General features: G+C 73.1%; 19 protein-coding genes. 15 read left to right on the plus strand and 4 right to left on the minus strand.

Annotation, left to right across the window (positions count from 1 at the left end):
• Positions 1-20 precede the first annotated feature (20 nt).
• From aroQ to ABH940_RS19675, 12 genes are all read left to right on the plus strand, one after another.
• Complete coding sequence (gene aroQ, locus ABH940_RS19620) at positions 21-452, plus strand: type II 3-dehydroquinate dehydratase (protein WP_370072638.1); 432 nt, start codon at positions 21-23, stop codon at positions 450-452.
• 110 nt (positions 453-562) lie between these two features.
• On the plus strand, positions 563-1282 hold the full coding sequence (locus tag ABH940_RS19625) for an AAA family ATPase (protein ID WP_370105853.1): 720 nt from the start codon (positions 563-565) through the stop codon (positions 1280-1282).
• A 248-nt stretch (positions 1283-1530) separates the two neighbouring features.
• Complete coding sequence (locus ABH940_RS19630; RefSeq protein WP_370072640.1) at positions 1531-2625, plus strand: M24 family metallopeptidase; 1095 nt, start codon at positions 1531-1533, stop codon at positions 2623-2625.
• A gap of 78 nt (positions 2626-2703) precedes the next feature.
• On the plus strand, positions 2704-3270 hold the full coding sequence (efp, locus tag ABH940_RS19635) for an elongation factor P (protein ID WP_370072641.1): 567 nt from the start codon (positions 2704-2706) through the stop codon (positions 3268-3270).
• A gap of 2 nt (positions 3271-3272) precedes the next feature.
• Positions 3273-3716 (plus strand): transcription antitermination factor NusB, encoded by a 444-nt coding sequence (nusB, locus tag ABH940_RS19640; protein ID WP_370072642.1) that lies wholly within the window; start codon positions 3273-3275, stop codon positions 3714-3716.
• A gap of 326 nt (positions 3717-4042) precedes the next feature.
• On the plus strand, positions 4043-4831 hold the full coding sequence (locus ABH940_RS19645) for a hypothetical protein (protein WP_370072643.1): 789 nt from the start codon (positions 4043-4045) through the stop codon (positions 4829-4831).
• An 83-nt stretch (positions 4832-4914) separates the two neighbouring features.
• Positions 4915-6081 (plus strand): NAD(P)/FAD-dependent oxidoreductase, encoded by a 1167-nt coding sequence (locus tag ABH940_RS19650; protein WP_370105854.1) that lies wholly within the window; start codon positions 4915-4917, stop codon positions 6079-6081.
• A complete protein-coding gene (locus ABH940_RS19655; RefSeq protein ID WP_370072645.1) occupies positions 6078-6398 on the plus strand; it encodes a (2Fe-2S)-binding protein in 321 nt (106 codons plus the stop codon). The genes ABH940_RS19650 and ABH940_RS19655 overlap by 4 nt, the downstream gene beginning before the upstream one ends.
• Positions 6382-7878, plus strand: coding sequence for an NAD(P)/FAD-dependent oxidoreductase (locus ABH940_RS19660; protein ID WP_370072646.1), 1497 nt, complete (start codon positions 6382-6384; stop codon positions 7876-7878). Before ABH940_RS19655 ends, ABH940_RS19660 begins: the two co-directional genes overlap by 17 nt.
• Complete coding sequence (locus ABH940_RS19665) at positions 7875-8795, plus strand: dihydrodipicolinate synthase family protein (RefSeq protein WP_370072647.1); 921 nt, start codon at positions 7875-7877, stop codon at positions 8793-8795. Before ABH940_RS19660 ends, ABH940_RS19665 begins: the two co-directional genes overlap by 4 nt.
• 12 nt (positions 8796-8807) lie before the next feature.
• Complete coding sequence (locus ABH940_RS19670; RefSeq protein ID WP_370072648.1) at positions 8808-9809, plus strand: proline racemase family protein; 1002 nt, start codon at positions 8808-8810, stop codon at positions 9807-9809.
• An 87-nt stretch (positions 9810-9896) separates the two neighbouring features.
• Positions 9897-10574 carry a GntR family transcriptional regulator gene (locus ABH940_RS19675; RefSeq protein WP_370072657.1) on the plus strand — a complete coding sequence of 226 codons (678 nt, stop codon included), beginning with the start codon at positions 9897-9899 and terminating at the stop codon, positions 10572-10574.
• Between the two features lie 24 nt (positions 10575-10598).
• On the opposite strand, the gene ABH940_RS19680 is transcribed toward ABH940_RS19675, so the two are convergent.
• On the minus strand, positions 10599-11228 hold the full coding sequence (locus ABH940_RS19680; RefSeq protein WP_370072649.1) for a LysE/ArgO family amino acid transporter: 630 nt from the start codon (positions 11226-11228) through the stop codon (positions 10599-10601).
• A gap of 67 nt (positions 11229-11295) precedes the next feature.
• On the opposite strand from ABH940_RS19680, the gene ABH940_RS19685 reads away from it, so the two are divergent.
• A complete protein-coding gene (locus tag ABH940_RS19685) occupies positions 11296-12234 on the plus strand; it encodes a LysR family transcriptional regulator ArgP (protein WP_370105855.1) in 939 nt (312 codons plus the stop codon).
• Between the two features lie 69 nt (positions 12235-12303).
• On the opposite strand, the gene ABH940_RS19690 is transcribed toward ABH940_RS19685, so the two are convergent.
• Together ABH940_RS19690 and ABH940_RS19695 are read right to left on the minus strand one after the other, a co-directional pair.
• Positions 12304-13803, minus strand: coding sequence for an MFS transporter (locus ABH940_RS19690; protein WP_370072651.1), 1500 nt, complete (start codon positions 13801-13803; stop codon positions 12304-12306).
• A 107-nt stretch (positions 13804-13910) separates the two neighbouring features.
• The gene (locus tag ABH940_RS19695) at positions 13911-14294 is read right to left on the minus strand and encodes a nuclear transport factor 2 family protein (RefSeq protein ID WP_370072652.1); all 384 of its coding nucleotides are present in this window, start codon (positions 14292-14294) and stop codon (positions 13911-13913) included.
• A 148-nt stretch (positions 14295-14442) separates the two neighbouring features.
• Between ABH940_RS19695 and ABH940_RS19700 the strand changes: the two genes are divergently transcribed.
• Together ABH940_RS19700 and ABH940_RS19705 are read left to right on the plus strand one after the other, a co-directional pair.
• Positions 14443-17247 (plus strand): AAA family ATPase, encoded by a 2805-nt coding sequence (locus ABH940_RS19700; protein WP_370072653.1) that lies wholly within the window; start codon positions 14443-14445, stop codon positions 17245-17247.
• A 249-nt stretch (positions 17248-17496) separates the two neighbouring features.
• Entirely contained in the window at positions 17497-18027 is a 531-nt protein-coding gene (locus ABH940_RS19705) for an SRPBCC domain-containing protein (RefSeq protein ID WP_370072654.1), read from the plus strand.
• Positions 18028-18042: 15 nt separating this feature from the next.
• Here the strand turns inward: ABH940_RS19705 and ABH940_RS19710 are convergent, their stop codons facing one another.
• Positions 18043-19224, minus strand: coding sequence for a winged helix DNA-binding domain-containing protein (locus ABH940_RS19710; RefSeq protein ID WP_370069906.1), 1182 nt, complete (start codon positions 19222-19224; stop codon positions 18043-18045).
• Between the last annotated feature and the right edge of the window lie 23 nt (positions 19225-19247).

Genomic DNA, 19247 nt, shown 5'->3' on the forward strand with positions numbered 1-19247 from the left:
GTCCGACGCAGGGAGGTCCGATGCAGCGGGTCCTGGTGCTGAACGGCCCGAACCTGGGCCGGTTGGGCTCACGCGAGCCGGACGTCTACGGGTCCACCTCGTACAAGGGCCTGGTCGAGCGCTGCACGAAGCTCGGCGCGGAGCTCGGCTTCGACGTCGACGTGCGGGAGACCAACGACGAGGGCGAGATGATCCGCTGGCTGCACGAGGCGGCCGACGGTCAACTGCCCGTCGTCATCAACCCCGGTGCGTTCACGCACTATTCGTACGGCATGCGGGACGCGGCGGCCCAGCGCACCGCGCCGCTGATCGAGGTCCACATCTCCAACCCGCATGCGCGGGAGGAGTTCCGGCACACCTCGGTGATCTCCGCGGTCGCCAGCGGGACCATCGCCGGCTTCGGCATCGGCTCGTACGAACTGGCGTTGCGGGCGCTTGCCGCAGATCGTTGAGCAGACCGCTGAGCGGGCCGCCGAGCAACCCTGTGATCAGGCCAATCAGCTGGTGAGGCACTGTACCGGGGGTCGGCGCGTTGTATCGTCGTCCCCCGGGAGGTGACCGGATGTCAGAGAGCCACGGGTACTACCCGGGCAGCCTGCCGCCGTCCTCGAACTCCGGCCCGCCCCGGGCCACGCTGCAGTTGCGCGCGCTGCCGGAGTCCGCGGCGATCGGGCAGACCGGGCAGTTCGTGCTGCCCACGCCACCGCCACCACCGGTGGCGGCGTCGGCGGGAGGGCCGCTCTCCCTGCTGCTGATCGGCCCGGCAGGCGCGGGCAAGACCTCCGTCGCCCGCTACTGGGCGGAACGGCGACCCACCCCCACCGCGCACGTCAGCCTCGACGACGTCCGGGAGTGGGTCCGCTCGGGCTTCGCCAGCCCGACCGCGGGCTGGAACGACCAGGCCGAGGCGCAGTACCGCCTGGCCCGCCGCACCTGCGGCTTCGCCGCGCGGAACTATCTCGCCAACGGCTTCTCCGTCGTCATCGACGACGCGGTCTTCCCGGACCAACCCGCCGTCGGCCTCGGCGGCTGGCGCCGCCACGTCGGCCCCCAGCTGATCGCCGTGGTCCTCCTTCCCGGCCTGGACGTCGTCCTCGCCCGCAACGCGCAGCGCAGCGGGCACCGACGGCTGCCCGACGAGCAGGTGGCCGTGATCCACGGCCGCATGTCCGGGTGGTACGGGAGCGGCCTGCCGATCATCGACAACTCCCGCATGGACATCGCGCAGACGGCGGCAGCGCTGGACCACGCGGTGCAGCAGGCTCTTCACAGCGGGCGGTAAGTCCTTCGGGAGTACGGGGTCGCAGTTTTCAGGTGTGGGGAAGTTACACCTCTAGGGGCGCGGGGCTCTGCGCGACAAGCCACCCACGCAGGTAGGCACCGAACGTTCAGGGCCGTCCGCACAGGGTGGTTGCTCGCGCAGAGCCCCGCACCCCTGGAGGTAAGTGCAACTTCCCCACCGCTCGGAAATTGCTGCTCACGGAGGGCTTCCAACGAGCGGGGCGCCGTCGGCGAACATAGCCTCGGAGCATGGCTGACGTGTACGGAGAGCGACGGGAGCGCCTGCGGGCGCGCTGCAGCGCCGCTGGTGTGGACGCCGCGTTGGTGACCGCGCCGTCGAACGTCCGGTGGCTGACGGGGGTGCCCTCGGCGGAGGCCCTGCTGTTGACGCGCGACCACGCGCTCCTCGCGGTGGCGCATCCGCTCCGGGACCGGGACGACGCGCTGGACGAGCTGCTCGTGCCGCCCGGACAGGACCCCGCCGCCGTCCTCGCCTCCACCGCGCAGGTGGAGGTGCTGGGCGTGGAGGAGCACGACCTCACCGTCGCCCGTCATCGCGCCGTCGCCGTCGCCGTGGCAGCGGCCCGCGCCGAACTGCGCGACCTGCACCACGGCGTGGAGCAACTGCGGGTGGTCAAGGACGAGCAGGAGCTGAACTGCCTACGGGTCGCGGGCGAGATCGCCGACCAGGCACTCGGCGAGCTGCTGGAGTCGATCCTGGTCGGTCGCAGCGAGCGCCATCTGGCGATGGAGCTGGAGCGGCGGATGGTCGACCACGGCGCGGACGGACCGGCCTTCCCGGTCCGGGTCGGGACCGGCGACCACGCCGGGCGGTTGCGGCATCTGCCGGGGGACCGGCGGGTGGAGGAGGGCGACTTCATCACCGTCTCGCTCGGCGCCTGCTACCGGGGCTACCGCGCGTCCGCCGCACGGACGTTCGTGGTCGGGCTGGCCCCGCAGGAGTGGCAGATAGAGCTGCACGCCCTGGTCTTCGCGGCCCAACGCGCCGCGCGCGAGGGGCTGGTGCTGGGGGGCTCGTTGGACGACTGCGCGCAGGCCGCGCGCCGCGTGCTGGAGGCGTCCGGGCACCCGGACGTGCAGGCCGAGGGAGTCGGTCACGGAGTGGGTCTGGATGTCGAGGAGGAGCCACGCCTGGGGTCATTGGATCTGTGGCCTGGCGAGTTCGGTAAACTTGAGAACCGTGTGCCGGTCACGGTCGGACTGGGGGTGACACTCCCGGGTCGCGGCGGTGTCCGGATCGAGGACACGCTCGTCGTCCGTCCTTCCGAGGACGGGGGCGCCGAGCTGCTCACCATCACGACCAAGGAGCTCCTCGCCCTGTGATCCCGCTTCGGGGTCCCCGGACACGTGACTTGGTTCCTTGACAACGCTGACAAGCGAAATCCAGAAGTTAGGGCGACTGTGGCTTCCACCAACGACCTCAAGAACGGCATGGTGCTCAAGCTCGACAACGACCAGCTGTGGTCCGTCGTCGAGTTCCAGCACGTCAAGCCCGGCAAGGGCCCGGCCTTCGTGCGCACCAAGCTCAAGCACGTGCTGTCCGGCAAGGTCGTCGACAAGACCTTCAACGCCGGCGTGAAGGTCGAGACGGCCAACGTCGACAAGCGCACGATGCAGTTCTCCTACAAGGACGGCGAGCAGTTCGTGTTCATGGACATGGACACCTACGAGCAGACCCACGTCGAGCCCAAGGTCGTCGGCGACGCCTCCAAGTTCCTGCTGGAGGGCTTCGACGCGGTCGTCGCGATCCACGACGGCGCCCCGCTGTACATCGAGCTCCCGGCCGCCGTCGAGCTGGTCGTCACCTTCACCGAGCCGGGCCTCCAGGGCGACCGCTCCACCGGTGGCACCAAGCCCGCGACGCTGGAGACGGGCGCCGAGGTCGGCGTCCCGCTCTTCATCAACCAGGGCGAGAAGATCAAGGTCGACACCCGCACCGGCGACTACCTCGGCCGGGTGAATTCCTAACCGTGGCCACCGCGCGTAACAAGGCCCGGACCAAGGCCTTCCAGATCATCTTCGAGGCTGACCACCGGGGCGTCAGGCCCACGCTGGTCCTCGCCGAGTGGGTGGCGCGCGCCCGCACGGGGGAGGAGGGCGTGCCGCAGGTTCCGGAGTACACCCGGGACCTCGTCGAGGGTTACGGCCGCCATGCGGCCCGGATCGACGACCTGCTCTCCACCTACGCGGTGGGCTGGACGCTCGACCGGATGCCGATCGTGGACCGCAACGTGCTCCGCCTCGGTGCGTACGAGCTGATCTGGGAGGACTCGGTCCCGGACCCGGTGGTCCTGGACGAGTTCGTCGAGATCGCCAAGGACTTCTCCACGGATGAGTCCCCCTCCTTCGTCAACGGGCTGCTGGCCCGGCTGATGGAGCTGAAGCCCTCGCTCCGCGCCCAGCAGCGCGACTGAGCGCACGCAGCGCGACTGAGCGCACTGAGCGCACGAGCCAGGCGGCTTCGCGAAGACGTCGGCGCCCTGCCACCCCGGAGTCGGGGAGTGGCGGGGCGCTTTCGTCTGTCCTGTGGCTTTTTGTTGGTGCCTGTCGTAGCCCTGCGTCACCAGCAGTGACAGTTCTGTTACAGAGGGTGTGCATAGGAAGATCGCCGGAGGGGAGGACGAGGAGCAGTACGACCCCTCGTTCAGCTTCGGAGGCTCCCATGGCCAGGCACGCTCGTCCCGTCCGGCAGGCTCGTCCCAATGGCCCCCGACCTGCGCAGTGCCCGCCCGTCCGGGTCGTGACCCCGCGCGACCACCGCCGCTGCGGCTCGCCCGCGGACTCGGCGCGGCCGACGCCGGCGGTCCGGCCGACCATGCTCGGTCTGGTTACCAACCGGGGCGACTTCGAGGAGCTGCGCTCCGAGGGGTGCACGAGCTACGAGAGCTTCGGCGACTACCTGCGCGATATCGAGGCGCTGCTGGCCGACCTCCAGCGCGACTGCGTCGAGATGCACGCGCGGGCCTTCTCGCCGGAGGACTTCGAGGCCTACTGCGCACGTGAGAGCCTGCCGCTCACGGACGGCGACAGTCACCTGGCCTACCTCGCCGACCCGGCGGGCGAGGAGGAGTGGGTCCCCTGGCACGGTGAACCGCTCGCGGAGTTCCTGCTGCGCGTCGAGCGTGCCCACGAGCGCGGTCAGGTCCGGGGGATGCTGGCACGCATGCTCGGCGAGACCGCGGAGGCTGCGTTGTCCGGCGTCTTTCCCGAGCAGTTGCTGCGCATCGCCTACGCCCACGGCGCGGAGGCCCTGCGCGGATTCCTTCTCGGTGCGGGGGTGGGGGCGTTCACGGTGGTCTGCGGCCTCTTCGCCCAGGACGAGCCGGTGACCGCGTGGGCCGATCTGCGGATGGAGCCGGGTGGCGTGCTGCGGATCGAGGACGAGGACCTGGACCTGCTCTGCGAGGTCCTCTGTGTCGGCCACGCGCTGAACCTGCCCGGCGTGGTCACCCTTTCCGGGGTCTGCGAGCAGCGGGGCGAGGTCGGCTGGGAGTGGACGTTCGACGGACAGGCGTACTGCCGGACGTGACCGGGTGTGCGGGGTCGTGCGCGACCGTGCATGGCCGCGCGTGGACCATTGTCGGCCGGGATGCTGTGTGACATATTACTGACGTGCCTACAGGTCTTCGCTACGACGTGGTCGTGATCGGCGCCGGGATCATCGGCGCGGCGTGCGCGGATGCGCTCACCTCGGATCCTGCGGTGCGCGTTGCGGTGGTGGATCGCGGGCCGGTCTCCGGGGGGACGACCGGAGCGGGTGAGGGCAACCTGCTGGTCTCGGACAAGCTGCCCGGTCCTGAGCTCGACCTCGCGCTCGCGGGCATCCGCCTGTGGCGTGAGCTCGCCGAGCAACTCGGCGCGCAGGCGCTGGAGTACGAGCCCAAGGGCGGCTTGGTGGTCGCCTCGGAGGCCCAGGCGCTGGGCGCGCTGCGGGAGTTGGCCGAGGGACAGCGAAAGGCAGGCGTCGCGGCCGAGTGGGTCCCCGCCGAGCGCCTGGGCGAGCTCGAACCGCAGCTCGCACCGGACCTGGCCGGTGGCGTCCACTATCCGCAGGATGCCCAGGTACAGCCGGCTCGCGCGGCGGCGTCGCTGCTGCGGCGGGCACGGGACACCGGCCGGGTTGATCTGCTGACCCGCACGGACGTGATCGGCCTGGACCGGGGACGCGTGCTGACGGACCGTCACGGCACCCTGCACTGCGACACGGTGGTCAACGCGGCCGGCACGTGGGGCGGTGAGGTTGCGGCGCTGGCCGGATCCACGCTGCCGGTACGGCCCCGACGCGGCTTCGTCCTGGTCACCGAGCCGCTGCCGCCCCTGGTGCGGCACAAGGTCTACGCGGCGGACTACGTCGCGGACGTCGCCAGCGGATCGGCCGATTTGCAGAGCTCGGCCGTGGTCGAGGGCACGGCGGCGGGTCCGGTGCTGATCGGCGCGACCCGGGAGCGGGTCGGCTTCGACCGGCGGCTGTCCGTGCCCGCGCTGGCGCGCCTGGCCGCGCAGGCGACCGCGCTCTTCCCCGCCCTCGCCTCGGTGCGGGCGATCCGCGCCTACCGGGGCTTCCGGCCGTACCTCCCCGACCACCTGCCCGCCATCGGGCGCGACGCGGTCCGGTCCTGGCTGTTCCACGCCTGCGGTCACGAGGGCGCGGGCGTCGGGCTCGCCCCGGCGACCGGTCTGCTGATCGCCCAACTCGTCCGTGGCGAGAGACCGTTCCTCGACCCTGCGCCCTTCGATCCCGCCAGGTTCGCCCATCCGCAGCAGGAGGCGCAGCCGTGAGTCGCACACCGCCCGACCCCTTCGAGCTCGTCAGGGCCAGGCCCGGGGCCGGCTTCGAGTTCCGCTTCGACGGCGAGCCCGTCCCCGCTCTGCACGGGCAGACGGTGGCGGCCGCGCTGTGGCAGTCCGGCCGCCTGGCTTGGCGGTTGACCCGCAACGGCAATCGCCCGCGTGGTGCTTTCTGCGGCATGGGCGTCTGCTTCGACTGCCTGGTCGAACTGGACGGCACGCCCAACGTCCGCGCCTGCCTGGCTCCGGCCCGCCCCGGCGCGCAGGTGCGGACGCAGCGAGGGGGCGGTCATGCCGACCTCGCCTGAGCATGCCGGTCAGGTCGACTGTGCCGGTCAGGTCGAGCGCGTTGCCGCCGACTTCGACCTCGCCGTGATCGGCGCGGGTCCGGCCGGCCTGGCCGGTGCCGTGGCGGCGGCCGAACGCGGGCTTCGCGTCGCGCTGGTGGACGCCGCGCCGCGGCCCGGCGGGCAGTTCTACCGGCAGCCCGCCGCCGAACTCCACGCCGCACGGCCGCAGGCGCTGCACCGCGGCTGGGCCGCATTCGCGGCATTGCTGCGACGGCTCGGTCCGGTCGAGTACTTCGCCGACCACCACGTCTGGTCCGTCGTCCCGACGCCGAACGGAGGGCGGTGGCGGATCCACGCTCTCACCGGCCCGGACCAACGTCAGGCACGGAGCCTGACGGCTCGTCATGTTCTCTTCGGCACCGGTGCGCACGAGCGTCAGCTGCCCTTCCCGGGCTGGACGCTGCCTGGTGTCGTCGCCGCCGGGGGAGCGCAGGCGATGCTCAAGTCCGGCCTGGTGCTGCCGGGACGCCGCGTCGTGGTCGCCGGAAGCGGGCCGCTGCTGCTGGCCGTGGCAGCGTCGCTGGTCAAGGCCGGGGCGCAGGTGCCGTTGGTGGCCGAGGCGGCCGGCTACCTCGGCTACGCGTCCGGTGCGCGGGTGCTCGCCGCCAACCCCGGCAAGTTGGTCGAGGGAGCGCGGCACGCCGCCGTCCTCGCCCGGCACCGGGTGGCGCTGCGCACCCGCACCGCGGTCGTCGCCGCGCACGGCGTCGACCGGGTGGAGTCGGTGACGCTGATGCGGCTCGACCGCGCGTGGCGGCCGGCCCCGGGCACGGAGCAGCGTGTCGCGTGCGATGCCGTGGCGGTCGGGCACGGGCTGGTCGCGCAGTTGGAGCTCCCGCTCGAACTCGGCTGCCGCACGGTCCGGTCGGCGGACGGCGCCGCCGCGCTGGAGGTCGACGCGAGCCAGCGCACCAGCGTCCCCGGTATCTGGGCCGCCGGCGAGACCACCGGGGTCGGGGGCGTGCAGCTGGCGCTTGTCGAAGGCGAGTTGGCGGGGCGGGCTGTCGCGGGCGACCGCGCAGTGCCCGCGGCGCTGCTGCGCCGCCGCGCCAGGTTGCGGGAGTTCGCCGAGCTGATGGCCATCCGCCATGCGCCGGGCCCTGGTTGGTCCGCCTGGCTCGACGACGACACCGAGGTCTGCCGTTGCGAGGAGGTGACGACAGGTCAGATCCGCGAGGCGGTCGTCGGACTGGGCGCAGGCGACCAGCGGACCGTCAAGCTGCTGACCCGCGCCGGAATGGGCTGGTGCCAGGGCCGGATGTGCGGTCCCGCCGTCTCCCGCCTGTGTGCCGGCTACGCGACCTCCGCATCCGAACCGTACGTCGACGGTGCGTTGACCCGCCCGCTTGCCGTGCCCGTCCCGCTCGGCCTGCTGGCCGAGTCCGCCGTCGAACCGCCCCCGTCCGCTTCCCCGCCCACACGAGGAGCCAAGGAATGACCCCCGCCCCTGTTCCCACCTCCGACGAGCGCCAAGCGCCTTGGCACGGAGTCATGGTGGCCACCGCACTCCCGTTCCGCGAGGACGGGTCCGTCGACTACGACGCCTACGCGCGGCATGTGCGGTTCCTGCTCGACAACGGCTGCGACGGCGTGGTCCCCAACGGCTCGCTCGGCGAGTACCAGACCCTGACCGACGAGGAGCGGGCCCGGGTGGTCCGGGTCGCCGTCGAGGCCGCCGGGGACGGCCGCCGGGTGATGGCCGGTACCGCCGCCTACGGCAGCGCCGAGTCGCGGCGCTGGGTCGAGCAGGCGGCAGCGGCAGGCGCCGGATCGGTGCTCCAACTGCCCCCGAACGCCTACCGCGCGGACCGCGAGGGCGTGATCGCGCACTACGCCGAGGTCGCCCGGGTCGGCCTGCCCGTCGTCGCCTACAACAACCCGCACGACACCCGCGTCGACCTCGTCCCGTCCTTGTTGGCCGAGGTGCATGCCGCGGGGAGCATCGTCGCGGTCAAGGAGTTCAGCGGAGACGTCCGGCGTGCCTACGAGATCGCCGAACTGGCCCCCGGTCTCGACCTGTTGATCGGTGCGGACGACGTCCTGCTGGAGCTGGCGCTGGCCGGTGCGGTCGGCTGGATCGCCGGCTATCCGAACGCCCTGCCGCGCGCCTGTGCGGAGCTGTACCGCGCGGCGGTGGCCGGGGACCTGGCCGTCGCCCTGCCGCGCTACCGCACCTTGCACCCGTTGTTGCGCTGGGACTCGAAGACGGAGTTCGTCCAGGCCATCAAGCTCTCCATGGACCTTGCCGGTCGCCACGGCGGTCCGAGCCGTGCCCCGCGTGCGCAGCTGACCGGCCCGGCTCGGGAGCTGGTGACCCGGGCGACGGAGAAGGTCCTCGCCGAGGGACTGCGTTAGGAGGAGCGGGTCATGAAAACACGTCAGATCTACCACGCCGTCGACTCCCACACCGAGGGCATGCCCACCCGCGTCGTCACCGGCGGCGTCGGCGTGATCCCGGGTGCGACGATGGCCGAGCGCAGGGCGTATTTCGCCGAGCATCTGGACCATGTGCGGACCCTGCTCATGTACGAGCCGCGCGGCCACGCAGCGATGAGCGGGGCGATCCTGCAGCCGCCGACGCGGCCGGACGCCGACTACGGGGTGCTGTTCATCGAGGTGTCCGGGCTGTTGCCGATGTGCGGGCACGGGACCATCGGGGTGGCGACCGTGCTGGTGGAGACGGGGATGGTGCCCGTCGTGGAGCCCGTGACGACCGTCCGGCTGGACACGCCCGCCGGGCTGGTCGTCGTGGACGTGGCCGTCGAGGACGGATCGGCGACCTCGGTGACCCTGCGCAATGTGCCCGCCTTCGCGGAGCGGCTGGACGCCAAGGTCGCCGTGCCCGGCTTCGGGGAGATCCGCTACGACCTCGCCTTCGGCGGCAACTTCTACGTGCTCGTCGAACTCGACGACTACCGCCTGCCGTTCGACCGGTCCGCCAAGGACGAGATCCTGCGCGCCGGGTTGGCAACCATGGCCGCCGTCAACGCGGCGGGCGAGCCCGTCCACCCGGAGGACGAGCGGATCCGCGGCGTGCACCACGTCTACCTCGCCGCGCCCGGCTCCGACGCTCGCCACTCGCGGCACGCGATGGCCATCCACCCCGGCTGGTTCGACCGCTCGCCCTGCGGCACCGGGACGTCCGCGCGGATGGCCCAGCTGCACGCGCGCGGGGAGCTGGCGTTGGGGGCGGAGTTCCGCAACGAGTCGTTCATCGGCACCCGGTTCGTCGGCCGACTGCTGGAGGAGACGACCGTCGCCGGGCGACCGGCCGTGGTGCCGACGGTGACCGGGCGCGCCTGGATCACGGGCACGGCACAGTACTTCCTCGACCCTGCCGACCCTTTCCCCGCCGGGTTCCTGCTCTGACGCGCGGGTTCGTTCGTGTCACGTGATGGTGCAGGATGATGTTGCACAGGATTTCGCGCGAGAGGTACGACGGTGACGACGGAGCCCATCGAGAGCCCGGGCGGCGGCTCGCTCAACCTCCCTGCGGTGCAGGAGCGGCGCAGCCTGCGCGAGCAGGTGACCCACGCCCTGCGCGCGGCCCTGGTGGCCGGTGAACTCCGTCCCGGCATCGTCTACTCGGCGCCGGTCCTGGCCGCCGAGTTCGGCGTCTCCGCCACGCCGGTCCGCGAGGCGATGCTCGACCTGGCCAAAGAGGGCCTGGTCGAGGTCGTCCGCAACAAGGGCTTCCGCATCGTCGGCCTGACCGAGCAGGACCTGGACGACTTCACCGAGATCCGCGAGCTGATCGAGATCCCGGCCACCGTCCGCGTCGCCGAGACCGCGACCCCGGCCCAGCTCGAACCCCTCCGCGCCCACGCCCGCGACATCGTCACGGCCGCCCGCCGGGGCGACCTGATCGCCTACGTGGACGCCGACCGCCGCTTCCACCTCGGCCTGCTCGCGCTCCACGGCAACCGCCACCTCGTCGACACCGTCCGCGACCTGCGCAGCCGCTCCCGCCTCTACGGCCTCCAGGCCCTGGTCTCGGCGGGCCGCCTGGTCGAGTCGGCGGAGGAGCACGAGCGGCTGCTCGACGCGATCATCGCGGGCGACGTGGCGGGGGTAGAGGAGCTGATCAGCTCCCATCTCGGGCATGTCCGCAGGCTGTGGGCGCAGGGCAACTGACCGTGGGTGGAAACTGACGCAGCGTCAGCCGCCGGTCGCCAGCGTCAGGGCGACCAGCAGCATCGTCGCGGCGACGAGGCCGTCGAGGGCGCGCCAGGAGGAGGGGCGGCGGAAGAAGCCCTCCAGGAGGCGGGCGCCGAAGCCGAGGGCGGCGAACCAGCAGAGGCTGGCGAGAGTGGCTCCCAGGCCGAACTGCCAGCGCAGGGTGCCGTGGGTGGCTGCGACCGCGCCCAGGAGCAGCACCGTGTCCAGGTAGACGTGCGGGTTGAGCCAGGTCATCGCCAGGCAGGAGAGCACGGCCCTGCGGCCCGAGCGGACGGTCGGGCCGCCGCCCTCCAGGCCGGAAGGGCCGGACGGGTCGGGCGCACGGAAGGCGCGCCGCGCCGCCAGCACGCCGTAGCAGAGCAGGAACGCCACGCCGACGACCCGGACGGCGGTCATCGCGCCCGGCCAGGCCGTGACCACGACGCCGAGCCCGCCCACGCCGCAGGCGATCAGCGCCGCGTCGGACACCGCGCAGATCGCCACCACCGGCAGCACCGCCTCGCGTCGGATTCCTTGACGCAGGACGAACGCGTTCTGCGCGCCGATGGCGACGATCAACGAGAGGCCGGTGCCGAAACCGGCGGTAAGAGCGGTGAGCGGTGTTCCCATGCCCGCCACGCTAGGTCGGGGAGGTTGCTGCAGACCAGCTAAAGATTTTTACGTAGCATTAGCAGCCATGAAGTCAGACGGTCCGCCCCTTGCCCCGTCGCAGAGCCGGTCGCCGCACGATCTCGTCCGGACGCTGCTGGCCGTGGTCGACGAGGGGACCTTCGACGCCGCCGCAGCCGCGCTCCACCTCACGCCCTCCGCCGTGAGTCAGCGGATCAAGGCGCTGGAGCAACGCACCGGGCGGGTTCTGCTGACGCGGACCAAGCCGGTGCGGGCCACCGAGTCCGGGCAGGTGGTGATCCGCTTCGGCAGGCAGCTGGCCCAGCTCGAAGGGGACGCGCGGAGCGCGCTCGGCCTGGACGCCGGGGACACGCCGCCGCGCCTGGCGATCGCGGTCAACGCGGACTCGCTGGCGACCTGGTTCGTCCCCGCGCTGGGCCGCCTCGGCCACACACCCGGGGAGCCGGGCCTCACCTTCGACCTGCGCCGGGAGGACGAGGCGCACACCACCGCGCTGCTGCGGGACGGCGAGGTGATGGCCGCGGTCACCTCCACGCCCGAGCCGGTCGCCGGCTGCTCGGTGCGCGCGCTCGGACGGATGCGCTACCTGCCCGTCGCCACCGCCGAGTTCGTCGACACCTGGTTGCGCGGCGACCCGGCGGAGCTGCTCCCGCGCGCGCCGGTCGTCTTCTTCGACCGCCGCGACCAGCTCCAGGAGGGCTTCGCCCGCGAGCTGACCGGGGGTATGGCCGGTGCGGACGGAGCACGGCACTGGATCCCCTCCAGCGAGGGCTACCTGGAAGCCGTCTGCACCGGGCTCGGTTGGGGTCTGCTGCCCGAGGCGCAGGCGCAACCCCGGCTGCGCGACGGCAGGTTGAGGCGGATCGTGCCGGGGCGGTCACGGGATGTGCCGCTCTTCTGGCAGCAGTGGCGGCTCGATTCCCCGGCGTTGGCCGCGGTGGCGGAGGCCGTCGCCGCCGAGGCGGCGGAGCAGTTGCACCGCTGACACGCGCGAGGACGCCTCCGGGAGCGCAGAGCTCCGGGAGGCGTCCCGTTCAACCCAACTGATGGACCGTCAGGAATCGTGCGGTAGCAGCTGGATCACTCCGGCCAGGGCCAGCTCGACCACGACCAGGACCGCCAGCCCCGACTGGAACGCATGGCCGTATCCGGCGGGACCGCTGCTGCCGAGCGCGTCGTAGAAGACGATACCGAGGAGCGCGACGCCCACCGCGCCGCCGACCTGCTGCAGCGTCGTGATCACCCCGGACGCCGCACCGACCAGCTGCGGCGAGACGCGGGTCAGTACCGCCGCCGTGATCGGGGCGATGACCAGGCCCATGCCCACGCCGTCGACCACCAGCCCCGGAACCAGCCACAGCACTCGCAGCGTCCCGGCTGCGGTCCCGATCTGTGCGGTCCCGATCTGTGCGGTGCCTGCCCAGAGCAGGCCCAGACCGAGGGCCATCAACGCCGCGCCGAGGGCCACCGCCTGGCGTCCGAGCCGCGCCGCGACCAGGTCGGCACGGAGCGACGTGGCGAAGTAGCCGAGGCCCAGCGCGGTGAAGACGACTCCGGAGGTGAGCGCGTCCAGCCCGCGGCCGACCTGCAGATAGAGCGCGAGGATCAGGAAGAACGACCCCTGGCCGCTCCAGAACAGCAGTTGGGCCACCGCGCCGACCGTGAAGGCGCGGCCCCGGAACAACTCCGGCGGGACCAGCGGTGAACCCTGCCGTGCGCCCAAGTGCCGCTGGTGCGCGGCGAAGACGGCGAACAGCACGGCCGAGGCGGCCAGCGACAGCCACGTCCACAGCGGCCACCCGTCGCCGCGTCCCTGGATCAGCGGCAGCGCGAGCGTGACCAGCGCGGCCGTGATGAGCACGACGCCGACGTTGTCCAGGCGCGGACGTTCCGGCGCACGTGACTCGGGGACGCAGCGGTTGACCAGCGCGACCGTGACCGCGCCGATCGGAAGGTTGATCAGGAAGCAGGCCCGCCAGTCGGTTCCGAACAGGTCGGCCTTGATCAGCACGCCGCCGATCAGCTGCCCGAGCACCGCGCCGAGGCCCATCGTCAGCGCGTACATCGCGATGGCCCGCGCCTGCGCTTTGCCCTGGAAGGAGGTGCGGATGATGCCCAGCACCTGCGGGCCCATCAGCGCTGCGGCGAGGCCCTGCGCGACGCGCCCACCGATCAGGAAGGCGACGTCGGGGGCCAGGCCGCAGGCGGCGGAGGCCAGCGTGAAGAGTGCCAGCCCCAGCGCGAAGAGTCGACGGCGCCCCACGATGTCGCCGACCCGTCCGGCCGTGATCAGTCCGGCGGCGAGAGCGAGCGAGTAGCCCGCCACGATCCACTGGATCGCCGCCGGGGAGGCGCCGAGATGCCGCTGCATCGACGGGATGGCCACGTTGACGATGAAGAAGTCCAGCGCGGACATGAAGGTCGCGGTCAGCACCACCGGCAGCAGGCCCTTGCGGGCGGCAGGCGCGGCGGGTGCGGCGGCCGCGACGGGCACGGCGGGGTTTTCGTGCGGGAGGCGTGAGTCCCGGTCGGCCGGGACCCGGATGGCGGTCATCTGCCCTGCTCCAATGGGTCGGTGGGTGGGGTTCTTGGCACTTGGCAAGGAGGGGTGGGGCCGCGCGGGACTGTGGGAGCAGCCCCGCGCGGGGTCGGTGGGACGGCTCAGACGGACGGGACCTTGTCCAGGAAGCCCAGGACCTGCGCGATCCGGCCGTCCGCGTCCGCGACCAGCACGTCGAAGCCGATCACCAGCGGCTCGGCGGCGTCGGCGGGGCCGAGCTCCCAGGTGAACCGGGCGATGCCGTGGTGCGCGTCGACCGGGCCACCGAGGCGGAAGCGCAGGCCGGGAAACTGTGCCTGGACCGCCCCGAGCGTCGCGTCGACCGCGTCCCGGCCCTCGGCGACGACCAGCGGGTCGGTGTAGCTGCCGTCCTCCGCCCAGGTCTCGTCGACGAGCTTGCGGCGGGCGGCGGGGTCGGTCTCGTTCCAGGCGGCGATGTAGCGCTCGGCGAGCTCCTGGGCGGTGGTGTTCGCGGTGGCGTCCATTGTTCTTCTCCTTCGTCCGGTTCGTCCGGTGCGGTGTCCTGTGCGTTCCTGCAGGTCAAGACGTTACGGAGAAGGCGAGGACGCGGAATCAGTCGCGCTTAGGTACTTGTCGCACGAACATGTCGGTGGCTGTCGGTAGGGTGCTTGCATGCTGTACGGACGGGGGACCGAACAGGCCGCCATCGACGAACTGCTGCGCGCCGCCCGGGGGCGGACCAGCGGAGCGCTCGTGCTGCGTGGCGAGCCGGGTATCGGCAAGACGGCACTGCTGGAGTACGCCCGCGACGCGGCCGAGGGCTTCACCGTGCTGCGCACGGCCGGGGTCGAGGCCGAGTCCGAGCTGCCGTTCGCCGCGTTGCAACTGCTGCTCGCGCCCGCGTTGGGCGGCCTGGAGTCGCTTCCGGCGCCCCAACGGTCGGCGTTGGAGCGCGCCTTGGGCCTCGCGGATCCCGAGCCGGACGCGTCCACGCCGGGCAGCCGGCTGCTGGTCGGCCTCGGCGTGCTCGGGCTGCTGGCCGAACTGGCCGAGGGCGGGCCGGTGCTCTGCCTGATCGACGACCTCCAGTGGTGCGACGCGGCCTCCAGCGACGCCCTGTTCTTCGCCGCGCGACGGCTCGCGGCGGAGGGCGTGGTCCTGCTGCTGGCGGCGCGCGAGGGCGAGGCCCAGTCGACCGACGGCGCGTCAGGTGTCGCACCGGGCCTGGCCGAGCTGCGCCTGTCCGGCCTGGATCACACGGCGGCGGCGGAGCTGCTCCAGCACAGCGCCCCGGACGTCGATGTTCTGACGCGGCATCAACTTCTGGAACTCGCCCACGGCAACCCGCTGGCCCTGCACGAACTCCCTGCGGCCGAGCGGGCCGGCAGCGAGCCGCTGCCGCTCGCCGGACGGCTCCAGCTCGCGTACCACGGCCAGTTGAGCCGGTTGCCCGCCGCCGCGCAGACGATGCTGCTGGTCGCCGCCGCCGAGGAGACGGGCGAGCTGCCCACGGTCCTGGCTGCCGCCGAGCGGCTGGGCGCACACGTCGAGGACCTGCAGGCGGCGGAGGAGTCGGCGCTCGTCCGCGTCGAGCCGGGGGAGACGGGCGGACGGCTGGTCTTCCGCCACCCGCTGCTGCGGGCTGCGGCGCTGAGCCGCGCACCGCTGGCCCAGCGACTCGCGGTCCATGCGTCGCTCGCGCAGGCGCTTGCCGACCACGGCACGCCGGTGCGGCGCGCCTGGCATCTGGCCCAGGCCGCCACCGGGCCCGACGAGCCGGTCGCGGCCGAGCTGGAGCGGGCCGCCGAGCTCGCCGCCCGTCGCGGCGGCCATGCGGGCGCGGCGTCGGCCTGGGAGCGTGCCTCGCAGCTCAGTCCGGATCCGGCCGAGGCGACGCGCCGTCTGGTCCAGGCGGCCGAGTCCGCCACGGAGGCGGGTGAGATCGAGCGGGCCGAGGCGCTGGCCGGGCGTGCCCGCGCCCGGCGTCCCGAGGAGCCGGTGCTGCTGGCGCACCTCATGTTCATCGAGGGCCTGGCCCAGTTCTGGCGGGGTGCGCACGAGCCCGCCCACCAACTGCTGCTCGACACCGCCGAGTTGGTCGCCGCCAGCCACCCCGGCCCGGCGGCCCGCGTGCTGCTCCAGGCATACGACGTCGCCCGCTGCCTCGGCGACGAGGCCATGCGCACGACCGAACGCCGTCTCGCCGCCCTGTCCCTCCCCGCGGACGACCCGTTGGCCCCCGTCGTGGCCTACCTGCTCGACGCGGTGGCGGCCGGCGCGCCCGACGCCGAGGGCCCGGAAGGCGCAGCCCGCGACTCAGCGGCCCCCGACGCAGTGGCCCCCGACGCGAAGGGAGGCCGCACCCTGCCCGCCACGATGGCCCAGGCGCGGTCCGCCGGCGCGATCGTCCCGGTCGACCTCATCCAGGCCTGCGCCGCCGCGCTCACCGTCGGCCAGGACGCGGACGCCCTCGCCGTGACCGAGCAGGTCGTCGCCGAGGCCCGTGCCGGGGGCGTGCTGGCCGCACTGCCGCCGCTGTTGATCACGCTCGCCGAGAGTGAGCTGTTCCACGGCCGCCCGGACCAGGCCCAGGCCCACGCCGAGGAGTCGTTGGCGCTGGCCGCGGACATCCGCCAGGTGCAGTGGGCCGCGCCCTCGCACGCCCTGCTCGCCTACCTGGCCGCGCAGCGCGGTGACGAGGCTGCCTGCCGCACGGCCCTGCATGCTGCCTCGGCCGAGGCACGCGGCGGCGCCTCCGCACGGGTCGGCGCGCCGTGGCAGCAGTGGGCCGAGGGCCTGCTCGACCTCGGTCAGGGCCGCGCGGAGGAGGCGCTCGCCTTCCTGGGCACGCTGGTACGCGGCCCGGACAGGGGCCACGTCGGCGTGCTGCGCGCCGTCCCTGACGCGCTGGAGGCTGCCGTCCGGATCCGCGAGGGCGAGGCGTTGGCCGAGCCGCTGACCCGCTTCGAACGCTGGGCTGAGCGGTCCCAACAGCCCTGGGCGCGTGCACTGGTGTTGCGCTGTCACGCCCTGCTGGCCCCGGAGGAGTTCGCCGAGCGGCTCTTCCTCGACGCCCTGTCGCTCCACAGCGGGTCCGGCCGGCCCTGGGAGGAGGCCCGCACGGCGCTGCTCTACGGCGAGTGGCTGCGGCGTGCCCGGCGCAAGACGGAGGCCCGCATGCCGCTCCGCGCCGCCGCCCGCGCCTTCGACGCCCTGGGCGCGACACCGTGGGCCGACCGCGCCCGCACCGAGCTCGACGCCTCCGGCGCAGCGACCGCGGAGCCGCGAACCGCAGGGCCGCTGGCCGGCCTGACGCCGCAGGAGACGCAGATCGTCCGCCTCGCCGCGCAGGGCCTCTCCAACCGGGACATCGCCGCCCAGCTCTTCCTCAGCTCCCGGACGGTCGGCTACCACCTCTACAAGGCCTACCCCAAGCTCGGCGTCGCCTCCCGGGGCGAGCTCGCCGCGCTGGTCTGACAGGAGCGCCGACGACCGGCGACCGACGACCCACGACAACGCGGCGAGGCGGGTGCTCTCACACCGCAGGCCGATCCGGCCTGGTCCATAAGACAGGCCCCGGCCGCCGAGCACGGGATCGACGTCCTCCGCGCGGGCATTGGCACCCTGCTCAGCAAGGAGCTCCCGGCTGGCAGCACGTGAGCGTGCGACACGACCGGGGCGATGCAATGGCGAGCCGGAACCGCAACGGCGGGCGATGATCGGAGGGTGTCCGCCACCTCCAGCGACCCTCGGCTCGACGGCAGCGTCGTCGCGATCGACGCGGGTCACCAGGCCGTGTGCTTCTACCGTCACTACCCGCACCCCGTGGCCGAGGTCTGGCGCCACGTGTCGCGTCCGTCCCTGCTCCGGCGCTGGCTCGCCGCCGCCGACCGGCTGGACCCGGCGGAGGGCGGCGCTGTGGTGCTCCGCTGGCTGAACACCGATCCCGAGGGCCGCACCGTGATCGCCGCCGGCACGGTGACCGCCTACGACCCTCCGTCCCTGCTCCAACTCGATCTCGACCCGCACGGCCGGGTCCGCTTCGAGCTCACCGACGAGGGCGGCGGCACGGCTCTCGCCTTCAGCGCGCGCCTGCCCGCGCCGATCGAGGAGCCCGCACAGATCCTCGCCGGCTGGCACCTCCACCTCGACTACCTCGCCCGGGCCCTGGCGGGCGGCGCGGTCGACTGGCAGTCCTGGGATCCGGCCGCGGAGTGGGAACCGCTCCGCGCCGCCTACGCCGAGGCCCTCGGCTAGCCGGCGCGGCACCAGCTAGCTACGCGCCCCCACCGCCGAGAGCTCGCGTTCGAGCGGCGTACGGAACCTGGGCGTGACCGTGGTCCCGGCCAGGAACGCGCCCATGCGGTCGGCCTCTGCGGCGACGGCCGCCTCCGCCTCCGCGCCGACGTCCTCCAGGAGCCGCCGGACGACGGTCCCGTCCGGCTGCTGAGCCCAACCGCCGACGACGCGACCGTCCCACCAGACGGTCGGGCCGATATTGCCCGTCCGGTCGAAGAGTTGCGCGGCATGGCCGGGATCGGTGTACCAGTCGCGTCCGCGCCACCCCATCGAGGTCGGGTCCAGCGCGGGCAGCAGCGCGGCGCGCGGCTCGGGAGCGGGGGTGGATGCGGCGTCGCCGGGCAGCACCAGGCCCGGGCCGGTCCCGTCGGGGCCGTCTGGCAGGGTGACCTGCTCCGCGCCCACCGCGGCGAGCGCCTTGCGGACCGCGCCGAGCGTCCAGCCGGTCCACCACTTCAGGTCGTCCTCGGTGCCCGGCCCGTACGCGGCCAACCAGCGGCGAACCAGTTCGGCGCGCGCCTCGTCGACGGGCAGCTGCGGCAGCGGCGTGCTCGGGACCCAGCGGTAGGCGCTCGACGTCCAGCTCCCGCGCGGCCGGTCGCGCCGGATCCGGTTCTCGGCGGCGAGCACCCGCAGCACCCGCGAGGCCACGGTCTGTACCGCCTCGTACGGCTTGCCCACCGCGACCGTCACCCGTTCCTGCAACGCGGGCACGGCCGCCCCCAGTTGCTGCCCGGTCGCGGCACCGAGCCGCTCCAGCGCCGCCAGCGTCGACCGCTCGGCCTCCGCCAGCCATGCCGCGTCCCAACCGCCGCCCTCGCGGAGGAACTCCAGCAGCTTCTTCCGCTCCTTGGCGGCGATGTCGCGGGCGGTCGAGGAGTCGACGACGGGCGCGACGTCCACCGGGACGACGAACAGCGTGCGCCGCATCGACAACAGCCGGACCAGCGTGACGTCGTCGTAGAGCGCCTGCTCGACCAGCGCGACGCCGGGCTCCCGCAGCCGTGCCGCGAGCGAGAGGAAGACCGTCGCTGCGTCCGTGGCGTGCAGCCCGACGACCGCGTCCGCGGCCTCCAACGGCGTGGCCCACCGGGCGAGTTGCCGCGCCTGGATCCGTCGTCGCCGTTCGGCCGTGTCGATCTCAGCAGTCGCCATGGGCAGCACCCTAGGGCTTGCCT

The organism is Streptacidiphilus sp. BW17, assembly GCF_041262485.1.
Lineage (GTDB): Bacteria > Actinomycetota > Actinomycetes > Streptomycetales > Streptomycetaceae > Streptacidiphilus.

What these genes read in the sequence shown, in the direction of transcription:
- ABH940_RS19625 (WP_370105853.1), top strand. Translation starts at nt 563, where the DNA reads ATGTCAGAGAGCCACGGGTACTACCCGGGCAGCCTGCCGCCGTCCTCG.
- ABH940_RS19685 (WP_370105855.1), top strand. Translation starts at nt 11,296, where the DNA reads ATGAAGTCAGACGGTCCGCCCCTTGCCCCGTCGCAGAGCCGGTCGCCG.
- ABH940_RS19660 (WP_370072646.1), top strand. Translation starts at nt 6,382, where the DNA reads ATGCCGACCTCGCCTGAGCATGCCGGTCAGGTCGACTGTGCCGGTCAG.
- ABH940_RS19710 (WP_370069906.1), bottom strand. Translation starts at nt 19,224, where the DNA reads ATGGCGACTGCTGAGATCGACACGGCCGAACGGCGACGACGGATCCAG.
- ABH940_RS19670 (WP_370072648.1), top strand. Translation starts at nt 8,808, where the DNA reads ATGAAAACACGTCAGATCTACCACGCCGTCGACTCCCACACCGAGGGC.
- aroQ (WP_370072638.1), top strand. Translation starts at nt 21, where the DNA reads ATGCAGCGGGTCCTGGTGCTGAACGGCCCGAACCTGGGCCGGTTGGGC.
- ABH940_RS19630 (WP_370072640.1), top strand. Translation starts at nt 1,531, where the DNA reads ATGGCTGACGTGTACGGAGAGCGACGGGAGCGCCTGCGGGCGCGCTGC.
- ABH940_RS19695 (WP_370072652.1), bottom strand. Translation starts at nt 14,294, where the DNA reads ATGGACGCCACCGCGAACACCACCGCCCAGGAGCTCGCCGAGCGCTAC.
- ABH940_RS19665 (WP_370072647.1), top strand. Translation starts at nt 7,875, where the DNA reads ATGACCCCCGCCCCTGTTCCCACCTCCGACGAGCGCCAAGCGCCTTGG.
- ABH940_RS19680 (WP_370072649.1), bottom strand. Translation starts at nt 11,228, where the DNA reads ATGGGAACACCGCTCACCGCTCTTACCGCCGGTTTCGGCACCGGCCTC.
- ABH940_RS19700 (WP_370072653.1), top strand. Translation starts at nt 14,443, where the DNA reads ATGCTGTACGGACGGGGGACCGAACAGGCCGCCATCGACGAACTGCTG.
- ABH940_RS19690 (WP_370072651.1), bottom strand. Translation starts at nt 13,803, where the DNA reads ATGACCGCCATCCGGGTCCCGGCCGACCGGGACTCACGCCTCCCGCAC.